Consider the following 21,172-nt stretch of genomic DNA (forward strand, 5'->3'; position numbering starts at 1 on the left):
GCCCCGCGGCGAGCACCAGCCCATAGGGCAGCGCGTCGGGCGCTGCGACGACGAGCGCCGCCAGCACGCCGACGCCGAGCAGGCTCTGCGGCCACAAGAGGCGCAGCGCGGTCGCAGCCGGCACGGCGTGGTCGTCGCGCGCCTGGGCGCCCCAACCGACCGCGCGGCCGAACGGCAGGCCGGCGAGGAAGATCGTGTGGGCGAGCCACATCACCGGCACCAGGAGCTGCATGAACGTCATCGCCGCGACCGCACCGATCAGCAGGGCCGGACGACCGCCGTACGGCGCCGCCCCCTGCGGCCGGGTGACGAGGTCGGCGAGCGTCGCGAGCTGCGGCGCAAACCACATCGGCAGCAGGATCCAGAACAGCGCGCGAGCCGCATGAGAATCGACGGCGCCGGCCGGCGAGGCGAGCGCCACCGCGGCGCCCAAAAGCATCAGGCCGATCCAGGCCGGCGAGCCGAAGAACATCAGGATGGCGAAGACGAGCTGATAGCGGCTGACCGGCGCGAGCTTCGGCAGGCCGAGGAAACGCCAGTACTGCATGTTGCCCTGGCACCAGCGCAGATCGCGGCGGACGAACTCGATCAGGGTCGGCGGGTTCTCCTCGAAGCCGAGGTTCTCCTCCGGCAGCACCCGCACCTCGTAGCCGGCGCGCCGCATCAGCACGGCCTCGATCTGGTCGTGGCTGAGCACATGGCCGCCGAGCGGACCGGTGCCGGGCAATGCGGAGAGCTCGCAATGCAGCCGGAACGGTTTCAGCCGCAGCACCGCGTTGTGGCCCCAATAGGGGCCGCAATCGGCCTGCCACCAGGCACTGCCGACCGTGTAGGAGCGCATGCCGAGCCGCATGCTGAACTGGAACAGGCGGGCGAAGGCGCTGGTCGCCGGCATGCCGACGACCAGGCCCTGCAGGATGCCGAGCTTAGGATCGACCTCGACGATCCGCACCATGCGCAGCACCGCCTCGGCCGGCACGATGCTGTCGGCATCGAGCGTGACGGCGTAGTCGTGCTGGTCGCCCCAGCGGTTGCAGAAATCGGCGATGTTGCCGGCCTTGAAGCCGGCGTTCTCGCTGCGCCGCCGATAGGTCAGGGCCAGCCGGTCGCGGAGCTCCTCGCCGAGTGCCGCGAAGCCTGCCTCCTCCGCGCTCGCCATGGCGGGATCATTGGTGTCGCTCAGCACATAGGCGTGGAAGCGCGCCGCGAAACCCGACTCGGCGAGGCCGGCGAGCAGCGGGCGAAGATTGCGGATGACCCGCTCGGGCACCTCGTTGCGCACGCACACCAGGATCGCGGTCGAGCCGGTGATCGCCGCATGCGGCGCGGCGCGCGCGGCGGCCGGCAACACGATGGCGACGGGATCGCGCGCGAAGCGCAGGATCAGAAAGCCGATGACGGCGTTCCAGAAGCCGATCACGGTCCACGGCAGCGTGACGGCGAACAATGCGGTGATGACCAGATCGACGACACCGAAGCCGCCGGGCGCCAGCACGCGCACCATCAGGACGACGAGGCCCGCGACCGTCGCAGCGACCAGCAGTGCGAACAGCCCCCGACGCGCGCCGATCGACAGGCCGCGTCCCGCCTCCGCGGGCCGCGCCACGGTCGCCCCTGCCGACATTCCGGATTCCCCCCTGCCCTTGAACGTCCCGCGCGGGTATATCGATAGGCCGGTCGACCGGTCCAATAACGGATTTGCGAGTGACCCGAGAGATCGTCGCACCTGACTCGGATTCCCCCTCCGCGGCGACGCTGTGGTATGTCGCACCCCACCGCGCCGAGGTTCAACAAGAGTTGATCGAACCGCCGGGACCGAACGATGTCCTGGTGCGGGCACTGTTCGGCGCGATCAGCCGCGGCACCGAGCGGCTGGTGTTCTCGGGCCGGGTGCCGGCGAGCGAGCACACGCGCATGCGCGGTCCCTTCATGGGCGGCGCCTTCCCGTTCCCGGTCAAGTACGGCTACGCCACGGTGGGGCGGGTCGAGACCGGGCCGGAGGCCCTGCGCGGTCGCACCGTGTTCGTGCTGCATCCGCACCAGACCCGCTTCGTCGTGCCGGCCGATGCCGTGGTGCCGGTGCCGGACGGCGTGCCGGCGTCGCGCGCCGTGCTGGCCGCCAACATGGAGACGGCCCTCAACGCCGTGTGGGACTCAGCACCCGGGCCGGCCGACCGCATCGCCGTGGTCGGGGCCGGCGTAGTGGGGCTTCTGGTCGCGCGTCTGTGCGCCGCGCTGCCGGGCGCCGACGTGACCGTGGTCGATGTCGCGCCGGCGCGCGACAAGATCGCGGCCGCGCTCGGCCTTCGTTTCGCCAAGCCAGAGGCAGCGCCGGACGACTGCGACCTCGTCGTGCATGCGAGCGCCAGCGCCGCGGGACTCGCGACCGCACTGCGGCTCGCCGGCGACGAGGCGACCGTGCTGGAGCTGAGCTGGTACGGCGAGACCAGCGTGGCGGCGCCGCTCGGCGGCGCCTTCCACAGCCGGCGCCTGACCCTGAGATCGAGCCAGGTCGGCAAGGTCGCGCCGTCGCACCGTCCGCGCTGGACGCATCGCCGCCGGCTCGAGGCAGCGCTCGCGCTGCTCGCCGACGATCGGCTCGACGCCCTGCTGGCACCGGCGGTCCGGTTCGCGGCCTTGCCTGAAAAGCTCGGCGCCATCCTGGCACCGGACGGCGATGGGCTGTGCCCACTGATCGACTACGGGGCGGAGTAGCGACCTGCGGCGCCGATGCCGGAGCGGCATCGACGCCGTGGACGTTCAGGCCGGCGCGAGCGCCGTGCCCGTCACTGCGGCCGCATCACCGGCGGCGGCGTCGGCAGCGGCGAGCCGACCACCACATAGATGGTTCGGTTGCCGTCGAATTGCGGCTCGTACCAGGTGCCGCCGCACTGCGCGTAGGCCGAGCCGTTGAACTCGATGGTCTCGCACCCGTCCGGCAGCGCGCTGACGATCGAGCCGATCGCGATCGTCGCTCCGACCGCTGCGCCGACCGCCGGGGCGACCCAAGCGCCCGTCCGGTAGTCCGGGTAGTACGGCGCCGGATAATAGCCGGGGTGGTAGCCGTACGGCGGAGGCGGTGGTGGTGGCAGCGGCCTGGGCGGCAGCGGGCCGGGAGGCAGCGGACCAGGAGGCAGCGGATGCGGCCCGGGAGGCAGCGGTCCCGGGGGCAATGGGCCGGGGGGCAATGGGCCGGGGGGCAATGGGCCGGGGGGCAATGGGCCGGGGGGCAATGGTCCCGGCGGGTGCGGGCCTGGGCCAGGACCGGGGCCAGGGCCAGGGCCGGGACCAGGGCCGGGACCAGGATGGGGTCCAGGCTCGGGACCGGGACCAGGATGCGGGCCGGGCTCGGGGCCAGGGCCGGGACGAGGCCCGGGACCGGGCGGCTCCGGTCGCAACTGCGTCGGCTTGACGTCCGGCATCCGGGCCGGCGCGTTGAAATGCGGCCCGAGATTCATGGGCGCGCCGTGGAACGCCCGGTCACCGCGGTCGGGCCGGTCGGCCCGGAAGCCACCGCGGAAATCGCCGCCGCCGCGGTCGAAGTCGCGGGCCATCACGCCTTGCGGCGCCAGCACCAGGCCGAGCACGGAGGCGCCGAGCAGAACAGTGCGGAGGGACCCGCGGCGCGGGACGACGAACATCGCGCCCATGTCACTTGCTCCCCTGGGTCTTGCCGATGCGCAGGATGCCGATCGGCTTCTGGTCCGGCGCCGGCGAGAAGACGAAATCGGCATCGGGGATATCGCTGCGATCCCACCAGACGAACGTCACGGTGTAGCGGGGGTGGGACGGCTGGTCGCGATCGACCAGCGTGAACTTCAGCGGCACCGGCTTGTCGCCGGAGCGGATCCACACCTCCCAGTCGCGGTCCTTGCTGCGGAACGCGTAGTGGTCGGCGGCGACACCGCCAATCGTCGCGGTGCCGACCCGGAACGCGCCGGTCGCGTGCTTCGACGCGGCGGCCGGGGTGCCGAGGTCGAACAGATCGGCGGCCGGAATCTCGATGGCGTGCTCGGCGGCCGCACCGGCGAGCATCTCCCGGATGGTCGGCCGGGCCGCGATGCGGGCGTAGTATTTCTCGTCCGGCGAGGCGATCACCAGGGTCTTGCCGTCGTAGACATAGGTCCGGGCGAACAGGTCGTTCTTCACCGTAGCGACGAGCTTGTCGGGACGGCGGACGAGATAGTGCCCGGTGCCGTCGACCGTGACGGTCTGGCCGTTCTTGGCCACCACGTCGAACGAATACGTCGTCGCCAGCTCGAACGAGCGCAGGCCCGCCACATACTCGCTCATGCGGTCGAAGGCCGCGACGACGGCCGGATCGATCGACGCCACGGGAGGGGGCACGCTCTTGGCGCGCGGCGCGGCATCGAGAGGCGCGACGGCGCCTGCGATCAGCAGGGCTGCGGCCAAAGCCGTGAGCTTGGGAACCAAGCCTCTGATTTTCGGAACCATGAGCTTACGTCCGGACTGAGTGACCTCGGGGGGTGCGGCCATTCAGACTCCGACGCGTGAAGAAATTGCTTATCTCTCGGAAATACTTAGTAACACTGCACCGCAACCTGGGACCGCCGGCCATGGGCGCCGCGCCGGGCGTCGGCGCGGCAGGGCGACGTCGTGCGACGGCACGATGGTCGACGGACGTCGAGCCGACGGCCCGACGGATGCGCGTCCGGGCCGGGCCGGACGCGTCGGCGCGCGAGCCGTCAGGCCGCCTTGATGCGGGCGACGAACTCCTCCACCTGGACCTTCAGAGTGCGGGCCTGCTCCGACAGGCCGGAGGCCGACATCACCACCACCTCGGAGGACGAGCTGGTGTCGTCGGCAGCCTTGAGGAGCTGGCCGAGGCTCGCCGACAGCGACGCGGTCTCGCCTGCCGTCTGGCCGATCGAGCGCGAGATCTCGGCCGTCACGGCGGCCTGCTCCTGCACGGCGGACGCGATGGTCGCGGCGATCTCGTTGATGCGGCCGATGGTGGTATCGACGCTGTGGATGGCGGCGACCGCATGACCGGTGGCGTCGACCACGGCGGTAATGCGGCTGGAGATCTCCTCGGTCGCCTTGGCGGTCTGGCCGGCCAGCGCCTTGACCTCCTGGGCGACGACCGCGAAGCCCTTGCCGGCCTCGCCGGCGCGCGCCGCCTCGATGGTGGCATTGAGGGCCAGCAGGTTGGTCTGCCCGGCGATCGCCTGGATGAGCGACACCACCTTGCCGATCTCGGCGGAGGCATCGGAGAGCGTGCGCACGATGCGGTCGGCCTCGCGGGCCTGCGCCACCGCGTCGCCGGCGATGCGGGCCGACTCGTTGACGTGGCCGCCGATCTCGCCGATGGCGTGGTCGAGCTGGCCAGTGGCGCCGCCGACATCGGTGACGTGATCGGAGGCGACCTTGCTGACCTCGGAGGCGGAGCCCGCCTCGCGCCGCGCCGCCGCCGACACGCCCTGCATCGAGCGGGCCGTGTCGACCAGCTCGCGGGCGGCGCGCTCGACCTGGTCGGCGACCGCATTGACCTTTTCGTCGAGCGACTGGGCGAGCCCGCCCAGAAGCTCGCGGCGCTCGCGCTCGGCGCGCTCCTGTGCCTCGTCCTGCTGGCGCCCGAGCAGCTTCGTGCGCACCGCCTCGCGCACACCGACGACGGCGCGTGCGATGGTCCCGAACTCGTCGCGCCGGTCGGCGCCCGCCACTTCGGCCTCGATGTCGCCGGAGGCGAGGCGGTCGAGCGAGCCGGTGAGCCGCTTGAGCGGACCGACGATCGATCGCGTCACCCAGACCGTGCCGGCGAGCAGCACCAGGCCGACAACGGCGAGCGCGATCAGCACGTTGCGCAGCGTCGCCGCGTGGATCGCCTCGATGTCCTCCATCACCACGCCGGTCGCCACCATCCATTCCCACGGGGCGTAGCCGGACGCGTAGGAGATCTTGTAGGCGCGGTCCTGGCTCTGCGGGAGCTGGTACTGATAGATCACGTGGCCGCCGCCGCGCTTGGCGCTCTCGATGAACTCGCGGACGTAATAGACGCCCTGCGGGTCGCGCTCGCCGATGCGGCTGGTGCCGATCACCTCGGGCTTGAGCGGCTGTACCAGATTGACGCCGCGGAAGTCGTAGACGAACACGTAGTCGTTGTTGCCGTAGCGGATCGCCGTCAGCGCCTTCTTGGCCTCGGCCTGCGCCTGCGCCTGGCTCATCTCGCCGGTCTCGGCTCGCTTCGCATAGCCCTTGACGATGGCGACGGCGCCTTCGACCACGTGCTTGATGTCGGCCTTCTTCTGCTCGAACAGGTTGCTCCGGCTCTCCTGGATGACGAACAGGCCGAACAGACCGAGAGCGACGAGTGCGAGCAGCGACAAAGCGAGAATACGCGTGAAGACGCGGTCGAAAGCTTTGAGCATGGCTGGGTCACCTGTGGACGGCGGGTGACCCAGGCTACGCATATGGGCTTAATACCAGCTTACCGGTTTCGGATCGCGCAGCCGCCCCGACCCCTGATTCGGCAGTTTCAGCCCGCAACTTCCGAGGATCTGATCCGCGCGTCGCGCATCCCGACGCGCATCGCGGCCCGCATCCCGACGCCGGCCCGGGGGATGGCACCGGACAAAAGGCCCTGAACGACAACGGCCGCCCCGAGGCGGCCGCGTCGACAAACGAAACCGGAGCGCCGCCGGCGCGACGCCGATCGGTCAGGTCTTCTGGCGCTCGATCATCAGCTTCTTGAGCTCGGCGATCGCCTTGGCCGGGTTGAGGCTCTTCGGGCACGCCTTCGAGCAGTTCATGATGGTGACGCAGCGATACAGGCGGAACGGATCCTCGAGCAGGTCGAGCCGCTCGCCGGACGCCTCATCGCGCGAGTCGATCACCCAGCGATAGGCGTGCAGCAGCGCGGCCGGGCCGAGATAGCGGTCCGGGTTCCACCAGTATTCGGGGCACGAGGTCGAGCAGCAGGCGCACAGGATGCACTCGTAGAGGCCATCGAGCTTCTCGCGGTCCTCGCGGCTCTGCGTCCACTCCTTCTCGGGCGCCACCGTGTCGGTCTGCAGCCAGGGCTGCACCAGCGCGTGCTGGGCGAAGAAGTTGGTGAGGTCCGGCACCAGATCCTTGACGACCGGCTGGTGCGGCAGCGGATTGACCTTCACCGGCCCCTTGATCTCGCCGAGATCCTTGGTGCAGGCGAGCGTGTTGACGCCGTCGATGTTCATGGCGCAGGAGCCGCAGATGCCCTCGCGGCACGAGCGCCGGAACGTCAGGGTCGGATCGATCTTGTTCTTGATCCACAGCAGCGCGTCGAGAACCATCGGGCCGCAGTCGTCGAGATCGACCGTGAAGGTGTCGACGTGCGGATTCTTGCCGTCGTCCGGGTTCCAGCGATAGACGCGGAACTCTCGCGTATTGGCCGCCCCCACCGGGGCCGGCCACACCTTGCCGTCGGTGACCCGCGAGTTCTTGGGCAGGGTGAATTCGACCATGTTCAGTAAACCCTCGCCTTGGGCTCGATGTACGAGATCTCGTTCGTCATCGTGTAGGTGTGCACCGGCCGGTAGTCGATCGTGACCTTGCGAGTCTCGGGGTCGAGCCACGCCTGCGTGTGCTTCATCCACTGCTTGTCGTCGCGGTCCGGGAAGTCCTCGCGGGCGTGCGCGCCGCGGCTCTCGGTGCGGTTGGCGGCGGAGTTCATGGTCACCACCGCCTGGGCGATGAGATTGTCGAACTCCAACGTCTCGACCAGGTCGGTGTTCCAGATCAGCGAGCGATCCGACACCTTCACGTCGGCGGCGCTGGCCAGAACCTCGTCGATCAGCTTGACGCCCTCGGACAGAACCTCGCCGGTGCGGAACACCGCGCAGTTGTTCTGCATGACCCGCTGCATGTTGGTGCGCAGCTCGGACGTCGGCGTCGAGCCCGAGGCGTTGCGGAAGCGGTCGAGACGCGCCAGCGCGAAGTCGCCGGCGTCCTTCGCCAGGGTCGGCTGGTTGGCGCCAGCCTCGAGAACGTCGGCGCAGCGCAGCGCCGCGGCGCGGCCGAACACCACGAGGTCGATCAGCGAGTTGGAGCCTAGCCGGTTGGCACCGTGCACCGACACGCAGGCCGCCTCGCCGAGCGCCATCAGCCCGGGCACCACGTGGTCGGGGTTGCCATCCTTCTTGACCAGCACCTCGCCGTGATAGTTCGTGGCGATGCCGCCCATGTTGTAGTGGACGGTCGGCAGCACCGGGATCGGCTCCTTGGTGACGTCGACGCCGGCGAAGATCTTGGCGCTCTCCGAGATGCCCGGCAGACGCTCGGCCAGGATCTTGGGATCGAGATGATCGAGGTGCAGGAAGATGTGGTCCTTGCTCTTGCCGACGCCGCGGCCCTCGCGAATCTCGATCGTCATGGCGCGGGAGACGACGTCGCGCGAGGCGAGATCCTTGGCGGACGGCGCATAGCGCTCCATGAAGCGCTCGCCCTCGGAATTGACCAGATAGCCACCCTCGCCGCGCGATCCTTCGGTGATCAAGCAGCCCGAGCCGTAGATGCCGGTCGGGTGGAACTGGACGAACTCCATGTCCTGCAGCGGCAGGCCGGCGCGCAGCACCATGGCGTTGCCGTCGCCCGTCTGGGTGTGGGCGCCCGTGCACGAATAATAGGCACGCCCGTATCCGCCGGTCGCCAGGATGGTCATCTGCGAGCGGAAGCGGTGCAGCGTGCCGTCGTCGAGATTGAGGGCGACGACGCCGCGGCAGGCGCCCTCGCTGTCCATGATCAGGTCGAGCACGAAATACTCGACATAGAACTCGGCCGAGTGCTTCAGCGCCGCCCCGTAGAGCGTGTGCAGCATGGCGTGGCCGGTGCGGTCGGCGGCCGCGCAGGTGCGCTGGGCGATGCCCTGGCCGTAATTCGTCGTCATGCCGCCGAACGGCCGCTGGTAGATCTTGCCTTCCTCGGTGCGCGAGAACGGCACGCCCCAATGCTCGAGCTCGTAGACGGCGGCCGGGGCGTTGCGGCACAGATACTCGATGGCGTCCTGGTCGCCGAGCCAGTCCGACCCCTTGACGGTGTCGTACATGTGCCAGCGCCAGTCGTCCGGGCCCATATTGCCGAGCGCCGCCGAGATACCGCCCTGCGCCGCCACCGTGTGGGAGCGGGTCGGGAACACCTTGGTCAGGCAGACGGTGCGCAGGCCGGCCTCGCTGCAGCCGACGACGGCACGCAGGCCGGCGCCGCCGGCGCCCACCACGACGACGTCGCAGGTGTGGTCTTCGAGCGGATAGGCACGGCCGTTCACCGCCGGCACTGCGCCGTTTCCGGAACCGTTAGCGGCCATCGGTCAGACTCCGAACGAGAGCTTGAGGATCGCGTAGGTGCAGGCGAGCCAGAGCACGATGGTGAGGAACGTGTTGGCGATCAGCAGGGCCGTCTTCATGGCCTTGCCGTGCACATAGTCCTCGATCACCGACTGCAGGCCGAGTCGCATGTGCAGCGTGGTGCTGTAGATGAACAGCAGCATGATGATGGCGACCAGCGGCGATCCGAGGATCTGCGCCACGGCCGCGTGATTGCGGCCGATCAGCGAGATCACGATCACGACAGCGGCGAATGTCAGCGGCACCAGCGCGATCGCGGTGAGCCGCATCTCCCACCAGTGCTCGGTGCCCGACTTGGCCGAGCCGAGACCGCGGACCTTGGCGAGCGGGGTGCGGATGCTGGTCACCTTCATCGCAGGCCTCCCATGACGAAGCCGCCGATGATCCAGGCGAGCAGGGTCAGCGAGATCGACCCGATCAGGGTCGACCGGGCCAGCCATTCGCGCTCGTTCGGCTCGAAGCCCCGGCCGGTGTCCCAGATCAGGTGGCGGACGCCGCCGAGCGAGTGGTGGATCAGCCCCCAGCTAAAGCCGAGCAGCACCAGCCGCCCGATCCAGGTGCTCATGAACCACTGCACCCAGGCATAGGCGTTGGGGCCGGAGGCGGCGGCGAGCAGCCACCACACCACCAGCAGGAAGCCGACATAGAGAACGATCCCGGTGACCCGGTGGAACCCGGACATCAGGAACGAGAAGGTGAGACGATAGACTTGGAGGTGCGGCGACAGCGGCCGCTCGACGCGCGCCGGGCGTTCAGCCATGGAATTACTCCAATTAAGGCCAGTTCCTTGAAGCAGAAGCGCGTCTCTTGTGCAATGCCCAATCTGCGCTTGCGGGCGGATGCCCGGGATCACATGCTTGCATGACCGACCCGCCGCGACATGGGATCACGGCGGCCCGGTCAACGCGGCACGAGAGCCCAGTAGTCGAGGTCGAGGATGACGCCCGGCTCGTAGTCGTGGCCGACCCGCAGCGGGTGCTCCTCGCAGGTGCGGTCCTTGGTCGCGACCAGGCGCAGCCGCAGCGCCCCGACATCGTCGCGGCCCGGCAAGGCGGCGCGGTCGAGCACCTCGGACCAGGCGAACACGGTGTCGGCAGCGAACAGCGGCGAGACATGGGCGCCACTGTTGATGCCGGCGATGTGGAACACGTTGGCGAGCCCGTTGTAGGAGAGCCCGCGGGCGAGCGAGATGACGTGGCCGCCATAGATCAGCCGCCGGCCGATCCGGGTGCGCACCTGCAGGAACTGGTTGAAGTGCACGCGGGCCGTGTTCTGGTAGAGCCGGGTGGCGAGCTGGTGCTCGGCCTCCTGCACGGTCATGCCGTCGACATGGTCGATCTTCTCGCCGACCGCGTAGTCGTCGAAGCGGTACGGCGCCCCGGCGAGGCCGAAATCCCAGGCGGCGACGTCGATCGGCGGGCATGCGGCGCCGAGATCGGCGGGGTCGAGAGAGGTCTTGAGCTCCGGCACCAGCTCGGTATGCGGCTTGGCCGCCTCGTCCCGCTTGTTGACCATCACCCAGCGGACGTAGTCGAGGACCTTCTCGCCGTCCTGCCGCCAGCCGGTGGAGCGCACATAGACGACACCGGTCCGGCGGCTCGAATTTTCCTTGAGGCCGATGACCTCGGAGGTCGCCGTCAGGGTGTCGCCCGGATAGACGGCCTTCAGGAAGCGGCCCTCGGCGTAGCCGAGATTGGCCACGGCGTTGAGCGAGATGTCCGGCACGGTCTTGCCGAACACCACATGGAAGACGAGGAGATCGTCGACGGGCGACTGTGCATAGCCGACCGCGCGCGCGAAGGCGTCCGAGCTCTGGACGGCGAAGCGTGACCCGTACAGTGCCGTGTACAGCGCGACATCGCCCGTCGTGACGGTCCTCGGCACCGCGTGCCGGATGACGTCACCGATACGGAAGTCTTCGAAGTAGCGCCCCGAACTGGTCTTGGCCATCGTGCTGACAGGTGGGGGTCGGTGGCTGGGACGCTCGAAACGTACCGCGCCGGCCGGGCGCTTGGCAATCGGTCAAATGACGTGGTCGGGGGCGCGGAGCCGTCATTCCCGGGCGCGGGACGGCTTTCTTCCGCTCGTCCCCGCGAAAGCGGGGACCCAAGGGCCTGGATCAAGAACTGGATTCCCGCTTGCGCGAGAATGAGCGGAATGCGGTGAATTCGCGGGACGACTGACGCGTCGGTTCCCGGAGCCAGAGCCCCGCCGGAGACCTCGCAGCGAGGCAACCTCACGCCGGCCAGGCGAAAGCGATCTTGTCGAGCGTCTTGGCGCCGAAGGTCTCGGACGAGCGCGCCACCGGACGACCGCCGAGCGCGCGGTAGAAGTCGAGCGCCGGCCCGTTGTCGGACAGCGCCCACACCACGATGCTCTTCATGCCGTTCTGGGCGAGGTCGCGCCGCGCCGCCGTGAACAGCCGCCGGCCGAAGCCGAGGCCCTGGAACTCCGGCCGCATGTACAGCTCGTAGATCTCGCCCTCGTAGGGCAGGCTGCGGGCGCGGTTGCGGCCGTAGTTCGAGTAGCCCGCGATGGTGTCGCCGAAGACGAACAGCGAGACGCGGCTGCCCTTGCGGATGGCGCCGTCCCACCAGGCCGGGCCGCGCCGCGTCACCAGCTTCTCGAGCTCGGGGCCCGGAATGATGCCGCGATAGGCGGTCCGCCAAGCCTCGTCGTGCGCCGCCGCGACCGATGTCGCATCGGACGCTTTGGCACGGCGAATCTCGATCAGGACGGTGCTCATGACTCAATTAGAGCCAACGCACCGACCCGCATCAAGAGGTCTTGGATACTTATCCTGCAGGGCTTCTTCGACTGTTGCGCCATGGACACATTTGGTCTACCGCGACTGACATGCGCGCGTCGTGTCGCGATGCGCCTGCGTCGAGCGTTCATCGCAGCGCGAGATGTGGCCTGAGAATGGCCTTCGCCGGCCTGTTCGACCCCCGAAACGATCGCTCGATCGTCCCGGCGAATCGTCGTGATCGCAGTACGCTCCGCCGCGGAGACCGCGATGTCCTCACCCACGCTTTCAGCCACGGCCCGTATCGGCCGCACGGTTCTCGACATCGTGATCGCCGACATCACGACGCTGACCGTGGACGCGATCGTCAACGCGGCCAACCGCGCGCTCGCCGGCGGCGGCGGCGTCGACGGCGCCATCCACCGCGCCGCCGGACCGGAGCTCGTCGCCGCCTGCCGCACGCTCGGCGGCTGCGACACCGGATCGGCCAAGATCACGCCCGGCTTCCGGCTGCCGGCAAAATACGTGATCCACGCGGTCGGCCCGGTGTGGTCGGACGGCGGCCGCGGCGAGGATGGGTTGCTGGCGGGCTGCTATCGAACGGCGATCGAGCTGGCGCGCCAGCACGGCCTCGCTTCACTCGCCTATTCGGCGATCTCGACCGGCATCTACGGCTTTCCGCCCGAGCGCGCGGCGCACATCGCGGTCGGCACCGTCGCGGCGGAGATCGGAGACACGCCGGCGTCGATCGAGCGCGTCTTGTTCTGCTGCTTCGGCGAGGCGTCGGCCGCGCATCACGTCGCGGCGTTCAGGGCGCGCGGCCTGGCGTGAGCGCGACGCCGCCGGCGGCGGCGGGCGCGGGCGCGGGCGAAAACTCGCGCCGCACCCGCTCGGTGTGCTCCCCGAGCGCCGGCACCGGTCCATACGCCTCTTGGCAGCCCCGCGGCGGCGCCGGATAGGGCACGGGTCCGTGCGGCGTGTCGACCGTGATGCGCCGCAGATGCGGATGCTCGGCCAGCGCCGCCATGTCGTTGACGCGCGCGAAGGCGATCTGGGCGGCCGCGAGCTTGTCGATCAGCACGCCGGTGGCGAGTGCGCCGAAGGCGGCCTGCACGCGGCCGTCGGTCTCGCTGCGCCGGGCCATACGCAAAATATTGGTGGCGAAGCGCGGGTCGTCGGCGAGCGCCGGATCGCCCAGCACGTCGCGGGCGAGAATGCGCCACTCGCGGTCGTTCTGGATCGAGATCAGCACCTCGGCGCCGTCGCGGCTCGTGAACACGCCGTAGGGCGCAATGCCCGGATGGGCGAGGCCGATGCGCTGCGGGGTCCTGCCGCCCTCGTGCTGCAGCAGCGGCACCGTCATCCATTCGGCGACCGCGTCGAACAGCGAGATCGACAGCAGCGCGCCCTCGCCGGTGCGGCCGCGGGCGATCAGCGCCTCCAGCACGGCCTCGTAGGCGGCGAGCCCGGCCGCGATGTCGGCGACCGAGCAGCCGGCCCGCGCCGGCTCGCTCGGCCCGCCGGTGAGCGAGGCGAGGCCGGCCTCGGCCTGGATCAGCAGGTCGTAGGCTTTTCGCCGCGCATAGGGGCCGGTCTCGCCGTAGCCCGAGATCGAGCAGACGATCAGGCGCGGGTGCTTTTCACGCAGCGCCGCCGGGTCGAAGCCGAGCTTTTTCAGCGCTCCGGGCTTGAGGTTCTGGACCAGGACGTCGGCCTGCGCGAGCAGCGCGGCGAGCAGCGCCTTGTCGTCGTCGCGCAAGAGATCGAGGACGACCGACTCCTTGCCGCGATTGAGCCAGACGAAGTGGATGCTCTCGCCTTTCGCCAGCGCATCGTAGCCGCGGGCGAAATCGCCCTCCGGCCGCTCGATCTTGATCACCCGCGCGCCCGCATCGGCGAGCCGGCAGGTGGCAAGCGGCGCCGCCACGGCCTGCTCGAGCGAGACGACCAGGAGGCCGGACAGGGGAAGCATTGGCGGGATCCGTGCGCGGAGGGGACTTCGACCTCAGATATCGCGCCACCCGGAAAGCGCAAGGCGCCCGCAGGTCGCGACGGGTCTCTGAAATCGTGGGCAAAGCGCCGGCTCTCCTTCTCCCCGCGTGCGGGGAGAAGGTCGGGATGAGGGGGCGTTTCGTGGATACGGAGGCGCCCCCTCACCCGGATCGCTGCGCGATCCGACCTCTCCCCGCACGCGGGGAGAGGTGACGGGCGGCTCCGCTGCGGCGTGTGGCCGGTTCGCCTTCAGCCCCACACCTCGCGAGAAATGTCGACGATCATGGCGAGCTTCGCCCACTGCTCCTCCTCGGCGAGCAGATTGCCCTCCTCGGTGGAGGCGAAGCCGCATTGCGGGCTGAGCGCGAGCTGATCGAGCGGAACGAACTTCGACGCCTCCTCGATGCGCCGCTTGACCGCATCGGCGCTTTCCAGCGTCCCGCTCTTGGAGGTGACGAGGCCGAGCACGACGATCTTCTTGCCCTTGGGCAGGAAGCGCAGCGGCTCGAAGCCGCCGGCCCGCTCGGTGTCGTATTCGAGGAAATAGCCGTCGTAGTCGATGCCGGCGAGCAGGCGCTCGGCGACCGGCTCGTAGCCGCCCTCGCTGACCCAGGTGGAGCGGAAATTGCCGCGGCAGACATGGGTGGTGATGACCATGTCGTGCGGCCGGTCGGCGATCGCGTAATTGATCACGTCGGCATAGATGCGCGGCAGCTTCTCCACCTCCTCGCCGCGGTCGCGGGCGAGCTGGAGCTGCTCCTTGGAGCACAGATAGGCCCACACCGTATCGTCGAACTGCAGGTAGCGGCAGCCGGCGTCGTAGAAGGCCTTGACGACCTTCTTGTAGGTGCGGGCGAGATCGTCGAAGAAACCGTCGAGCTGCGGGTAGACGGCGGTGCTGATCTCCTTGCGGCCGCCGCGGAAGTGCAGCACCGAAGGCGACGGGATGGTCATCTTCGCCGTCGCCTTGGTGTTGGCCTTGAGGAACTTGAAATGCTCCAGCATCGGGTGGCCCGAGAAGCCGATCCGGCCGGTCACCCGCACGCCCTCGGCGCGGGTCTGCACGCCGTGGAACTGGATGCCGGCCTGCGCCTCGAAGCCCTCGACGCCGTCGAGCCCCTTGAGGAAATCGAAATGCCACCAGGAGCGGCGGAACTCGCCGTCGGTGACCGACTGCAGGCCGATCTCCTCCTGCTTGCGGATGATGCGGCGGATCTCCTGGTCCTCGACGCGGTGCAGCTCGTCGACGGTCTCGGTGCCGGCATGCAGGCGCGCCCGCGCCTCCTTGATGACGGCGGGACGCAGCAGGCTGCCGACCTGGTCGGCACGGAACGGCGGTCGCGAGCGGGACATCGGATTCTCCTGAACCACGCGGCGAAGCGCCGCGGTCAATGGGTTGTGACGGCGGCCGCGCCACGTCGCGGCCCGCCGTGACTCACGCCGAGAAACGCCTCGAGCACCGCGCGGTCGGCCTTGAGGGCGGCGCTGTCGCCCGTGTGGACGACGCTGCCGCGCTCCAGCACGACGGCACGATCGGTGACGCCCAGCACCTTGTGGGCGTTCTGCTCGACCAGGATGGCCGACAGGCCCTCCTGGCGGGTGATTCGCGACAGCGCCGCGATGAGCTCCTCCACGATGATGGGCGCCAGACCTTCGAGCGGCTCGTCGAGCAGGACGAGCCGCGGATTGAGCACCAGGGCACGGCCGATCGCCAGCATCTGCTGCTCGCCGCCGGAGAGCTGGTTGCCCAGATTGCCGCGACGCTCGGCCAGCCGGGGAAACAGACCATACACCTTGGCCGGCGTCCATGTCCCTGGTCGCGCCACCGCGGTGAGGTTCTCGTGGACGGTGAGCGACTTGAAGATGTTGCGCTCCTGCGGCACCCAGCCGATGCCGGCTGTCGCCCGCTGGTCCGGCCGCAGCCGGGTGATGTCGCGGCCGGCGAGCCTGATGGTGCCGCCGAGCCTTCGGGTGACGCCGACGATCGAGTTGACCAGGGTGGTCTTGCCCATGCCGTTGCGGCCGAGCAGCGCCAGCGACTGCCCCTCGGCGAGCGTCAGCGAGACGTCGGTGAGCACCACGGCCTCGCCATAGCCGGCGGAGAGCCGCTCGATCTCCAGCAGGTCAGGCATCGAGCGATTCCCCGAGATAGACGGCCTTTACGCGCGGATCCCTGGCGACCTCGTCGGGCGTGCCCTCGACGAAGACCTGGCCGTTGACCAGCACCGAGATGCGGTCCGCGAACGTGAACACGATGTCCATGTCGTGCTCGATCAGCAGCACGGTGACATCGGCCGGCAGGCCGGCGACGGCGGCGAGAATCTCGTGGCGCTCGGCGTCCGGCACGCCGGCGGCCGGCTCGTCGAGCAGCAGCACGCGCGGCTGGCAGGCGAAGGCGAGCGCGATCTCCAGGAGCCGCTGCTTGCCGTAGGGCAGCACGGCGGTGCGCTCGTTCATCACCTCGGTCAGGCGAAACCGCTCCAGGAGCGCGGCGATCTCGGCGACGACCTCCGGGCGGCTGCCCGGCACCCGCCACCAATGGGTGCCGGTGCCGAGCCGCTCGGAGATGGCGAGCCCGAGGGTCTCGACAGGCGTCAGGTCGGCGAAGAGCTGGTTGATCTGGAACGTGCGGGCCATGCCGAGCCGCACCCGCCGGTGCGGCTCCAGTGTCGTGATGTCCTGCCCGTCGAGCAGGATCTCGCCGCTCGACGGCTTCAGCACGCCGGTGAGCAGGTTGATCAGCGTGGTCTTGCCGGCGCCGTTGGGGCCGATCAGGGCGTGGCGGGCGCCGCGGGCGATCGACATCGACACCTGGTTGGAGGCGACGATGCCGCCGAACCGCTTCTCCAGGCTGCGGGTCTCCAGCGCCGGCGGTACGCTCGCGGGGTTCATGGTGCGCCTCCCTGGCCCGGCAGGACCGTCGGCCGCGTTTTCCCGGGCCGCCAGGCGCCGACGCGGTCGGCGAGCCGGCGCAGCGGCGTGAACCAGCCGCCGATGCGGTCGCGCCCGACCAGCACGATCAGCACCAGGAACAGGCCGATCCAGAACTGCCAGTATTGCGGCGTCGCGGTGGCGATCCAGTCCTGGGCGAAGCGGAACACCACGGCGCCGATCAGGCCGCCATAGAGATGACCGGTGCCGCCGATGATCAGCACCAGCAGGCCGTCGGCCGAGCGGTCGAAGGAGAGCGATTCGAGCGACGTGAAGGCGGTGGTCTGCGTCAGCAGACCACCCGCGATGCCCGCATAGGCGGCGGCGAGCGTGTAGATGCCGATCAGCCGGCGGTCCGCGCCGATGCCGATCGCCGAGGCGCGCAGCGGGTTGCCCTTGATGGCGAGCAGCGCCAGGCCGAAGGGCGAGCCGACGATCCGGCGCGCCAGCAGGAACAGCACGAACAGCACGGCGAGGCTGTAGATGTAGGCGGTGTGGCCGTAGAGATCGAAGCGGAACAGGCCGAGCACCGGCTGCATGTCGATGCCCTGCAGGCCGTCGGCGCCGCCGGTGAGCCAGCCGAACCGGTTGGCGAGCTCGCGCACCAGGAGGGCGATGCCGAGCGTCACCATCAGCCTCGTGAGGTCGGTTCCGCGCAGCACCAGGAAGCTGGTGAGGAAGCCGAACACCGCCCCGGCGAGACCCGCCAGCAGCAGCGCCAGCACCGGCTCGCCGACCAGCGCGTGCTTGGCGAGCAGGCCGGCCGTGTAGGCGCCGATGCCGAAAAAGGCCGCATGGCCGAGCGAGATGATGCCGGCATAGCCGAGGATGAGGTCGAGCGAGAGGGCGAACAGCGCCCAGATGACGATCTCGGCGAGGATCAGGTGCTGGTCGGGCAGGAGCCAGATGGTGGAAAGCGCCACCAGCCAGAACAGGACCTCGAGCAGCGACCAGCGCGCCCGGTCGGTGAACTGGGCCGCGATGGCGGCAGCGAGCCGGCTGGAGGATGTCATCTCGGGGCTCCTCACCGCGCACCCCGCCGGACGAACAAGCCCTGCGGCCGCCAGATCAGCACGACGATCATGATGGTGTAGATGACGAAGGCGCCGAGCCGCGGCACGTAGTACTTGCCGGCGACGTCGCCGATGCCGAGCAGCAGCGAGGCGAGGAACGGCCCGGTGATCGACGAGGTGCCGCCCACCGTCACGACAATCAAAAAGTAGATCATGTATTTCAGCGGAAAGATCGGATCGAGCCCGAGGATCTCGGCGCCGAGCGCCCCGCCCAGCCCGGCGAGCCCGGAGCCGAGCGCGAACGTCATGGCGAACACGGCGCCCACATTGATGCCGAGCCCGCGGGCGACGCGCTGGTCGTCGACGGCGGCGCGCAGCCGGCTGCCGAAGCGGGTGCGGGTGAGGCCGAGCTGGAGGAGCAGCGTGAGCAGGCCGCAGATGACGATGATCATCAGCCGGTACTTGCTCATGTCGAGGCCGAGCACCGTCACCTGGCCCTGCAAGGCGGGCGGGATCAGGATGAACTGCTGCGACGAGCCCATCGTGTAGTCGACCACGGCGACCGACATGAAGACCAGCCCGATGGTGAACAGCACCTGGTCGAGATGGCTCTTGGCGTAGACATGGACGTAGAGGGTGCGTTCGAGCAGCGCGCCGAGCGCCGCCGAGAACAGGAACGCGCACACCAGCCCGAGCCCGAACGGCACGCCGAGCCGGTTGACCAGCACCAACGCCGCATAGCCGCCCGCCATGGCGAACGCGCCGTGCGCCAGGTTGACGAAATTCATCAGGCCGAGCGTCACCGACAGGCCGGCGGCGAGCACGAACAGGAGCATGCCGTAGGCGATGCCGTCGAACAAAATGGTGATCATTCGGCCTGCCGGGGGTGAACAGGGAATCGGGGGGTATGCGAACGCCCATTTCGACACTGGCGATCGCGTCTGCGCTTTTCACCTCTCCCCGCTTGCGGGGAGAGGTCGGACCGCGAAGCGGTCCGGGTGAGGGGGTGTGCCTCCGTATCCACGAAGCGCCACCTCACCCCGACCCTCTCCCCGCGTGCGGGGAGAGGGAGAATTCGCGCCTCGGCCACGAGTTCAACACGGGTGCCGCATCCTGTTTCCACCCTCCCCTGGAGGGGGAGGTGAAAACGGCTGGCGCTCACTTCTTCGCCTTGCCCGGATCCTTGACGGCGTCGAAGGTCTGGAACTCGACATTGTAGAGCTCGCCGTCCTTCTTCTCGACCTTGCGGATGTAGATGTTCTGGACGATGTCGCGGGTCTCCGGATCGATCGAGATCGGGCCGCGCGGGCTCTCCCAGGCCATCCCCTTCATGGCGGCCATCAGCTTGTCGCCGTCGGTGTCGCCGCCGGTCTTCTTCAGCGCCTCGTAGATCAGGTGCATGGCGTCGTAGCCGCCGACCGACATGAAGTTCGGGCGCAGCCCGTTGTTGGCCTTCTTGAAGGCCTCGACATAGGCCTTGTTGAGGGCGGACGGATGGTCGGCCGAGTACATGTGGGCCGTGACGGTGCCGATCACCTGCTCGCCCATGCCGTTCAAGAGGTCGTCGTCCGTGACGTCGCCGGGGCCGATGATTTTTATGCCGGCCTTGTCGAGCCCACGCTCGATGAACTGCTTGACGAAGGTGGCGCCCTGGCCGGACGGCACGAACACGAAGATGGCGTCCGGCGAGGCGTCGCGGGCGCGCTGCAGGAAGGGCGCGAAGTCGGGCGCCGCCAGCGGCACCTTGACGGCCTCGACGACCTGGCCGCCGCCTTTGGTGAAGGCCTCGGTGAAGCTCTTCTCGCCGTCGAGGCCGGGAGCGTAGTCGGACACGATGGTCACGACCTTCTTGATGCCGTTCTTGGCGGCCCATTCGCCGATGATGACGCTGGACTGCGGCAGCGTGAAGCTGGTGCGCAGGATGTAGGGCGAGCGCTCGGTGATGATCGAGGTGCCGGCATTGGCCACGATGGTCGGGACCTTCGCCTCGGTGGCGAGCGGCGCCACCGCGAGCGCGGTCGGCGTCACGGCGAAGCCGACCAGAAAGTTCACCTTGTCGCGAACGATCAGCTCCTGGGCGAGGCGCTTGGAGTTGTCGGCGACGGCGCCGTCGTCCTTGACGATCAGCTCGATCTTCTTGCCCGCGACCGTGTCGCCGTGCTGCGCCATGTAGAGCTTCATGGCGGCGAGCGTCTGGACGCCGGTCGACTGCTGCTGGCCGGTCATCGCCTCGAGGACGCCGATCTTGACGACGCCCTGCGCCGACGCGGGTCCGCCGGCCAAGAGGCCGAGCGTGACCGCCAGGGGTGTCAGCACGTGCTTGAGCATGGTCTTCTCTCCCACTGTTTCGCTTTTCGCGTTCGTTTTCTTCCGTCGTTCCGGGGCGGCGCGAAGCGCCGAGCCCGGAACCCGTACGCCCTGCCTTTCGAGAGCAATCGGCACCGGGGATATGGATTCCGGGCTCGCGGACCTTCGGTCCGCGCCCCGGAATGACCGGTCTCGTAGAGTTCTCGAATGCTCGAACACACGACGACACGATGTGTCGTCGTCGTCCCGGATCCTCAGATCTCGAAGAAAACCGTCTCGGCGTCGCCCTGCAGGCGGATGTCGAACGTGTAGACCGGATGGCCGTTCGTCACCGACTTGGCGGCGATCAGCGTGGCGCGGCGGTCGGCCGGCACCAGCGCCAGGATCGGATCGTCGGCATTGCCGGGCTCGTCGCCGAAATAGATCCGCGTGTAGCTCTGGCGCAGCATGCCGCGGGCGAACACCGCGACCAGGATGTGGGGCGCCTGCGGCTTGTCGTCGGGACCCGGCACCGAGCCGGGCTTGATGGTGTCGAAGACGAAGCGGCCGTCGCCGTCCGTGCCGGTGCGGCCGAACCCCTGGAAGGTGGAATTGCGGGGCCGCGGATCGGCCGGGTTGGCGTAGCGGCCCTGCGCGTCGGCCTGCCAGATCTCCAGCATGGAGTCGGTGACGGGCGCCCCGTCGGCGTCGAACACCTGGCCTTCGATGCGGATGCGCTCGCCGGCGGCGTCGGACGTGATCAGGTTGTTCCCGAACGTGTCCTTCCAGGCGTACTTGCCATTGGGGGTGAGGCCGTAGGCGAAATACGGCCCGACCGTCTGCGACGGCGTGATGCCCAACGTCAT

At 69.2% G+C, this 21,172-nt stretch carries 20 protein-coding genes; 2 read left to right on the forward strand and 18 right to left on the reverse strand.

Translation table 11 applies throughout. The features are described from left to right. The coding region (mdoH, locus tag HXX10_RS15120; RefSeq protein WP_296523466.1) for a glucans biosynthesis glucosyltransferase MdoH at window positions 1-1,624 on the reverse strand (1,624 nt) is incomplete at its 3' end. Window positions 1,625-1,830: 206 nt separating this feature from the next. Between mdoH and HXX10_RS15125 the strand changes: the two genes are divergently transcribed. After that, a complete protein-coding gene (locus HXX10_RS15125) occupies window positions 1,831-2,715 on the forward strand; it encodes a zinc-binding alcohol dehydrogenase (protein WP_296523469.1) in 885 nt (294 codons plus the stop codon). A 71-nt stretch (window positions 2,716-2,786) separates the two neighbouring features. Here the strand turns inward: HXX10_RS15125 and HXX10_RS15130 are convergent, their stop codons facing one another. From HXX10_RS15130 to HXX10_RS15170, 9 genes are all read right to left on the reverse strand, one after another. After that, window positions 2,787-3,173: a DUF6515 family protein gene (locus HXX10_RS15130; protein WP_296523471.1), complete on the reverse strand. Its 387-nt coding sequence runs from the start codon at window positions 3,171-3,173 to the stop codon at window positions 2,787-2,789. A gap of 478 nt (window positions 3,174-3,651) precedes the next feature. Beyond that, the gene (locus HXX10_RS15135; protein ID WP_296523472.1) at window positions 3,652-4,455 is read right to left on the reverse strand and encodes a DUF2092 domain-containing protein; all 804 of its coding nucleotides are present in this window, start codon (window positions 4,453-4,455) and stop codon (window positions 3,652-3,654) included. 251 nt (window positions 4,456-4,706) lie between these two features. Continuing rightward, window positions 4,707-6,389, reverse strand: coding sequence for a methyl-accepting chemotaxis protein (locus tag HXX10_RS15140; RefSeq protein ID WP_296523474.1), 1,683 nt, complete (start codon window positions 6,387-6,389; stop codon window positions 4,707-4,709). 288 nt (window positions 6,390-6,677) lie between these two features. After that, window positions 6,678-7,460 carry a succinate dehydrogenase iron-sulfur subunit gene (locus HXX10_RS15145; RefSeq protein ID WP_296523476.1) on the reverse strand — a complete coding sequence of 261 codons (783 nt, stop codon included), beginning with the start codon at window positions 7,458-7,460 and terminating at the stop codon, window positions 6,678-6,680. A gap of 2 nt (window positions 7,461-7,462) precedes the next feature. Then, window positions 7,463-9,298, reverse strand: coding sequence for a succinate dehydrogenase flavoprotein subunit (gene sdhA, locus HXX10_RS15150; RefSeq protein WP_296523478.1), 1,836 nt, complete (start codon window positions 9,296-9,298; stop codon window positions 7,463-7,465). A gap of 3 nt (window positions 9,299-9,301) precedes the next feature. Next, entirely contained in the window at window positions 9,302-9,691 is a 390-nt protein-coding gene (sdhD, locus tag HXX10_RS15155; protein ID WP_296523479.1) for a succinate dehydrogenase, hydrophobic membrane anchor protein, read from the reverse strand. Continuing rightward, a complete protein-coding gene (sdhC, locus tag HXX10_RS15160) occupies window positions 9,688-10,098 on the reverse strand; it encodes a succinate dehydrogenase, cytochrome b556 subunit (protein WP_296523481.1) in 411 nt (136 codons plus the stop codon). Before sdhC ends, sdhD begins: the two co-directional genes overlap by 4 nt. Window positions 10,099-10,238: 140 nt before the next feature. Beyond that, window positions 10,239-11,288, reverse strand: a complete 1,050-nt coding sequence (locus HXX10_RS15165; RefSeq protein ID WP_296523483.1) for a MaoC family dehydratase — start codon at window positions 11,286-11,288, stop codon at window positions 10,239-10,241. Between the two features lie 286 nt (window positions 11,289-11,574). After that, the gene (locus tag HXX10_RS15170) at window positions 11,575-12,084 is read right to left on the reverse strand and encodes a GNAT family N-acetyltransferase (protein ID WP_296523485.1); all 510 of its coding nucleotides are present in this window, start codon (window positions 12,082-12,084) and stop codon (window positions 11,575-11,577) included. Between the two features lie 270 nt (window positions 12,085-12,354). On the opposite strand from HXX10_RS15170, the gene HXX10_RS15175 reads away from it, so the two are divergent. Beyond that, a complete protein-coding gene (locus tag HXX10_RS15175) occupies window positions 12,355-12,915 on the forward strand; it encodes an O-acetyl-ADP-ribose deacetylase (protein ID WP_296523487.1) in 561 nt (186 codons plus the stop codon). Here HXX10_RS15175 and HXX10_RS15180 read toward each other — a convergent pair. From HXX10_RS15180 to pcaG, 8 genes are all read right to left on the reverse strand, one after another. After that, window positions 12,893-14,056 (reverse strand): CaiB/BaiF CoA-transferase family protein, encoded by a 1,164-nt coding sequence (locus HXX10_RS15180; protein WP_296523489.1) that lies wholly within the window; start codon window positions 14,054-14,056, stop codon window positions 12,893-12,895. The genes HXX10_RS15175 and HXX10_RS15180 overlap by 23 nt on opposite strands. A 269-nt stretch (window positions 14,057-14,325) precedes the next feature. After that, window positions 14,326-15,429: a cobalamin-independent methionine synthase II family protein gene (locus tag HXX10_RS15185; RefSeq protein WP_296523491.1), complete on the reverse strand. Its 1,104-nt coding sequence runs from the start codon at window positions 15,427-15,429 to the stop codon at window positions 14,326-14,328. A gap of 35 nt (window positions 15,430-15,464) precedes the next feature. Continuing rightward, window positions 15,465-16,208 carry an ABC transporter ATP-binding protein gene (locus HXX10_RS15190; RefSeq protein WP_296523493.1) on the reverse strand — a complete coding sequence of 248 codons (744 nt, stop codon included), beginning with the start codon at window positions 16,206-16,208 and terminating at the stop codon, window positions 15,465-15,467. After that, window positions 16,201-16,968 carry an ABC transporter ATP-binding protein gene (locus HXX10_RS15195; protein ID WP_296523495.1) on the reverse strand — a complete coding sequence of 256 codons (768 nt, stop codon included), beginning with the start codon at window positions 16,966-16,968 and terminating at the stop codon, window positions 16,201-16,203. The genes HXX10_RS15190 and HXX10_RS15195 overlap by 8 nt, the downstream gene beginning before the upstream one ends. Beyond that, entirely contained in the window at window positions 16,965-18,020 is a 1,056-nt protein-coding gene (locus HXX10_RS15200) for a branched-chain amino acid ABC transporter permease (protein ID WP_296523496.1), read from the reverse strand. The genes HXX10_RS15195 and HXX10_RS15200 overlap by 4 nt, the downstream gene beginning before the upstream one ends. Before the next feature lie 11 nt (window positions 18,021-18,031). After that, window positions 18,032-18,892, reverse strand: a complete 861-nt coding sequence (locus HXX10_RS15205) for a branched-chain amino acid ABC transporter permease (RefSeq protein ID WP_296523498.1) — start codon at window positions 18,890-18,892, stop codon at window positions 18,032-18,034. Between the two features lie 286 nt (window positions 18,893-19,178). Next, entirely contained in the window at window positions 19,179-20,348 is a 1,170-nt protein-coding gene (locus HXX10_RS15210; protein ID WP_296523499.1) for an ABC transporter substrate-binding protein, read from the reverse strand. 233 nt (window positions 20,349-20,581) lie between these two features. Then, the gene (gene pcaG / locus HXX10_RS15215; protein WP_296523501.1) at window positions 20,582-21,172 is read right to left on the reverse strand and encodes a protocatechuate 3,4-dioxygenase subunit alpha; all 591 of its coding nucleotides are present in this window, start codon (window positions 21,170-21,172) and stop codon (window positions 20,582-20,584) included.

The organism is Rhodoplanes sp., assembly GCF_013377085.1.
GTDB lineage: Bacteria > Pseudomonadota > Alphaproteobacteria > Rhizobiales > Xanthobacteraceae > Rhodoplanes.

Coding starts and splice junctions, on each gene's coding strand:
- HXX10_RS15135 (WP_296523472.1), bottom strand. CDS start 4,455: ATGGTTCCGAAAATCAGAGGCTTGGTTCCCAAGCTCACGGCTTTGGCC.
- HXX10_RS15140 (WP_296523474.1), bottom strand. CDS start 6,389: ATGCTCAAAGCTTTCGACCGCGTCTTCACGCGTATTCTCGCTTTGTCG.
- HXX10_RS15145 (WP_296523476.1), bottom strand. CDS start 7,460: ATGGTCGAATTCACCCTGCCCAAGAACTCGCGGGTCACCGACGGCAAG.
- sdhA (WP_296523478.1), bottom strand. CDS start 9,298: ATGGCCGCTAACGGTTCCGGAAACGGCGCAGTGCCGGCGGTGAACGGC.
- sdhD (WP_296523479.1), bottom strand. CDS start 9,691: ATGAAGGTGACCAGCATCCGCACCCCGCTCGCCAAGGTCCGCGGTCTC.
- sdhC (WP_296523481.1), bottom strand. CDS start 10,098: ATGGCTGAACGCCCGGCGCGCGTCGAGCGGCCGCTGTCGCCGCACCTC.
- HXX10_RS15165 (WP_296523483.1), bottom strand. CDS start 11,288: ATGGCCAAGACCAGTTCGGGGCGCTACTTCGAAGACTTCCGTATCGGT.
- HXX10_RS15170 (WP_296523485.1), bottom strand. CDS start 12,084: ATGAGCACCGTCCTGATCGAGATTCGCCGTGCCAAAGCGTCCGATGCG.
- HXX10_RS15175 (WP_296523487.1), top strand. CDS start 12,355: ATGTCCTCACCCACGCTTTCAGCCACGGCCCGTATCGGCCGCACGGTT.
- HXX10_RS15180 (WP_296523489.1), bottom strand. CDS start 14,056: ATGCTTCCCCTGTCCGGCCTCCTGGTCGTCTCGCTCGAGCAGGCCGTG.
- HXX10_RS15185 (WP_296523491.1), bottom strand. CDS start 15,429: ATGTCCCGCTCGCGACCGCCGTTCCGTGCCGACCAGGTCGGCAGCCTG.
- HXX10_RS15190 (WP_296523493.1), bottom strand. CDS start 16,208: ATGCCTGACCTGCTGGAGATCGAGCGGCTCTCCGCCGGCTATGGCGAG.
- HXX10_RS15195 (WP_296523495.1), bottom strand. CDS start 16,968: ATGAACCCCGCGAGCGTACCGCCGGCGCTGGAGACCCGCAGCCTGGAG.
- HXX10_RS15200 (WP_296523496.1), bottom strand. CDS start 18,020: ATGACATCCTCCAGCCGGCTCGCTGCCGCCATCGCGGCCCAGTTCACC.
- HXX10_RS15205 (WP_296523498.1), bottom strand. CDS start 18,892: ATGATCACCATTTTGTTCGACGGCATCGCCTACGGCATGCTCCTGTTC.
- HXX10_RS15210 (WP_296523499.1), bottom strand. CDS start 20,348: ATGCTCAAGCACGTGCTGACACCCCTGGCGGTCACGCTCGGCCTCTTG.
- pcaG (WP_296523501.1), bottom strand. CDS start 21,172: ATGACGTTGGGCATCACGCCGTCGCAGACGGTCGGGCCGTATTTCGCC.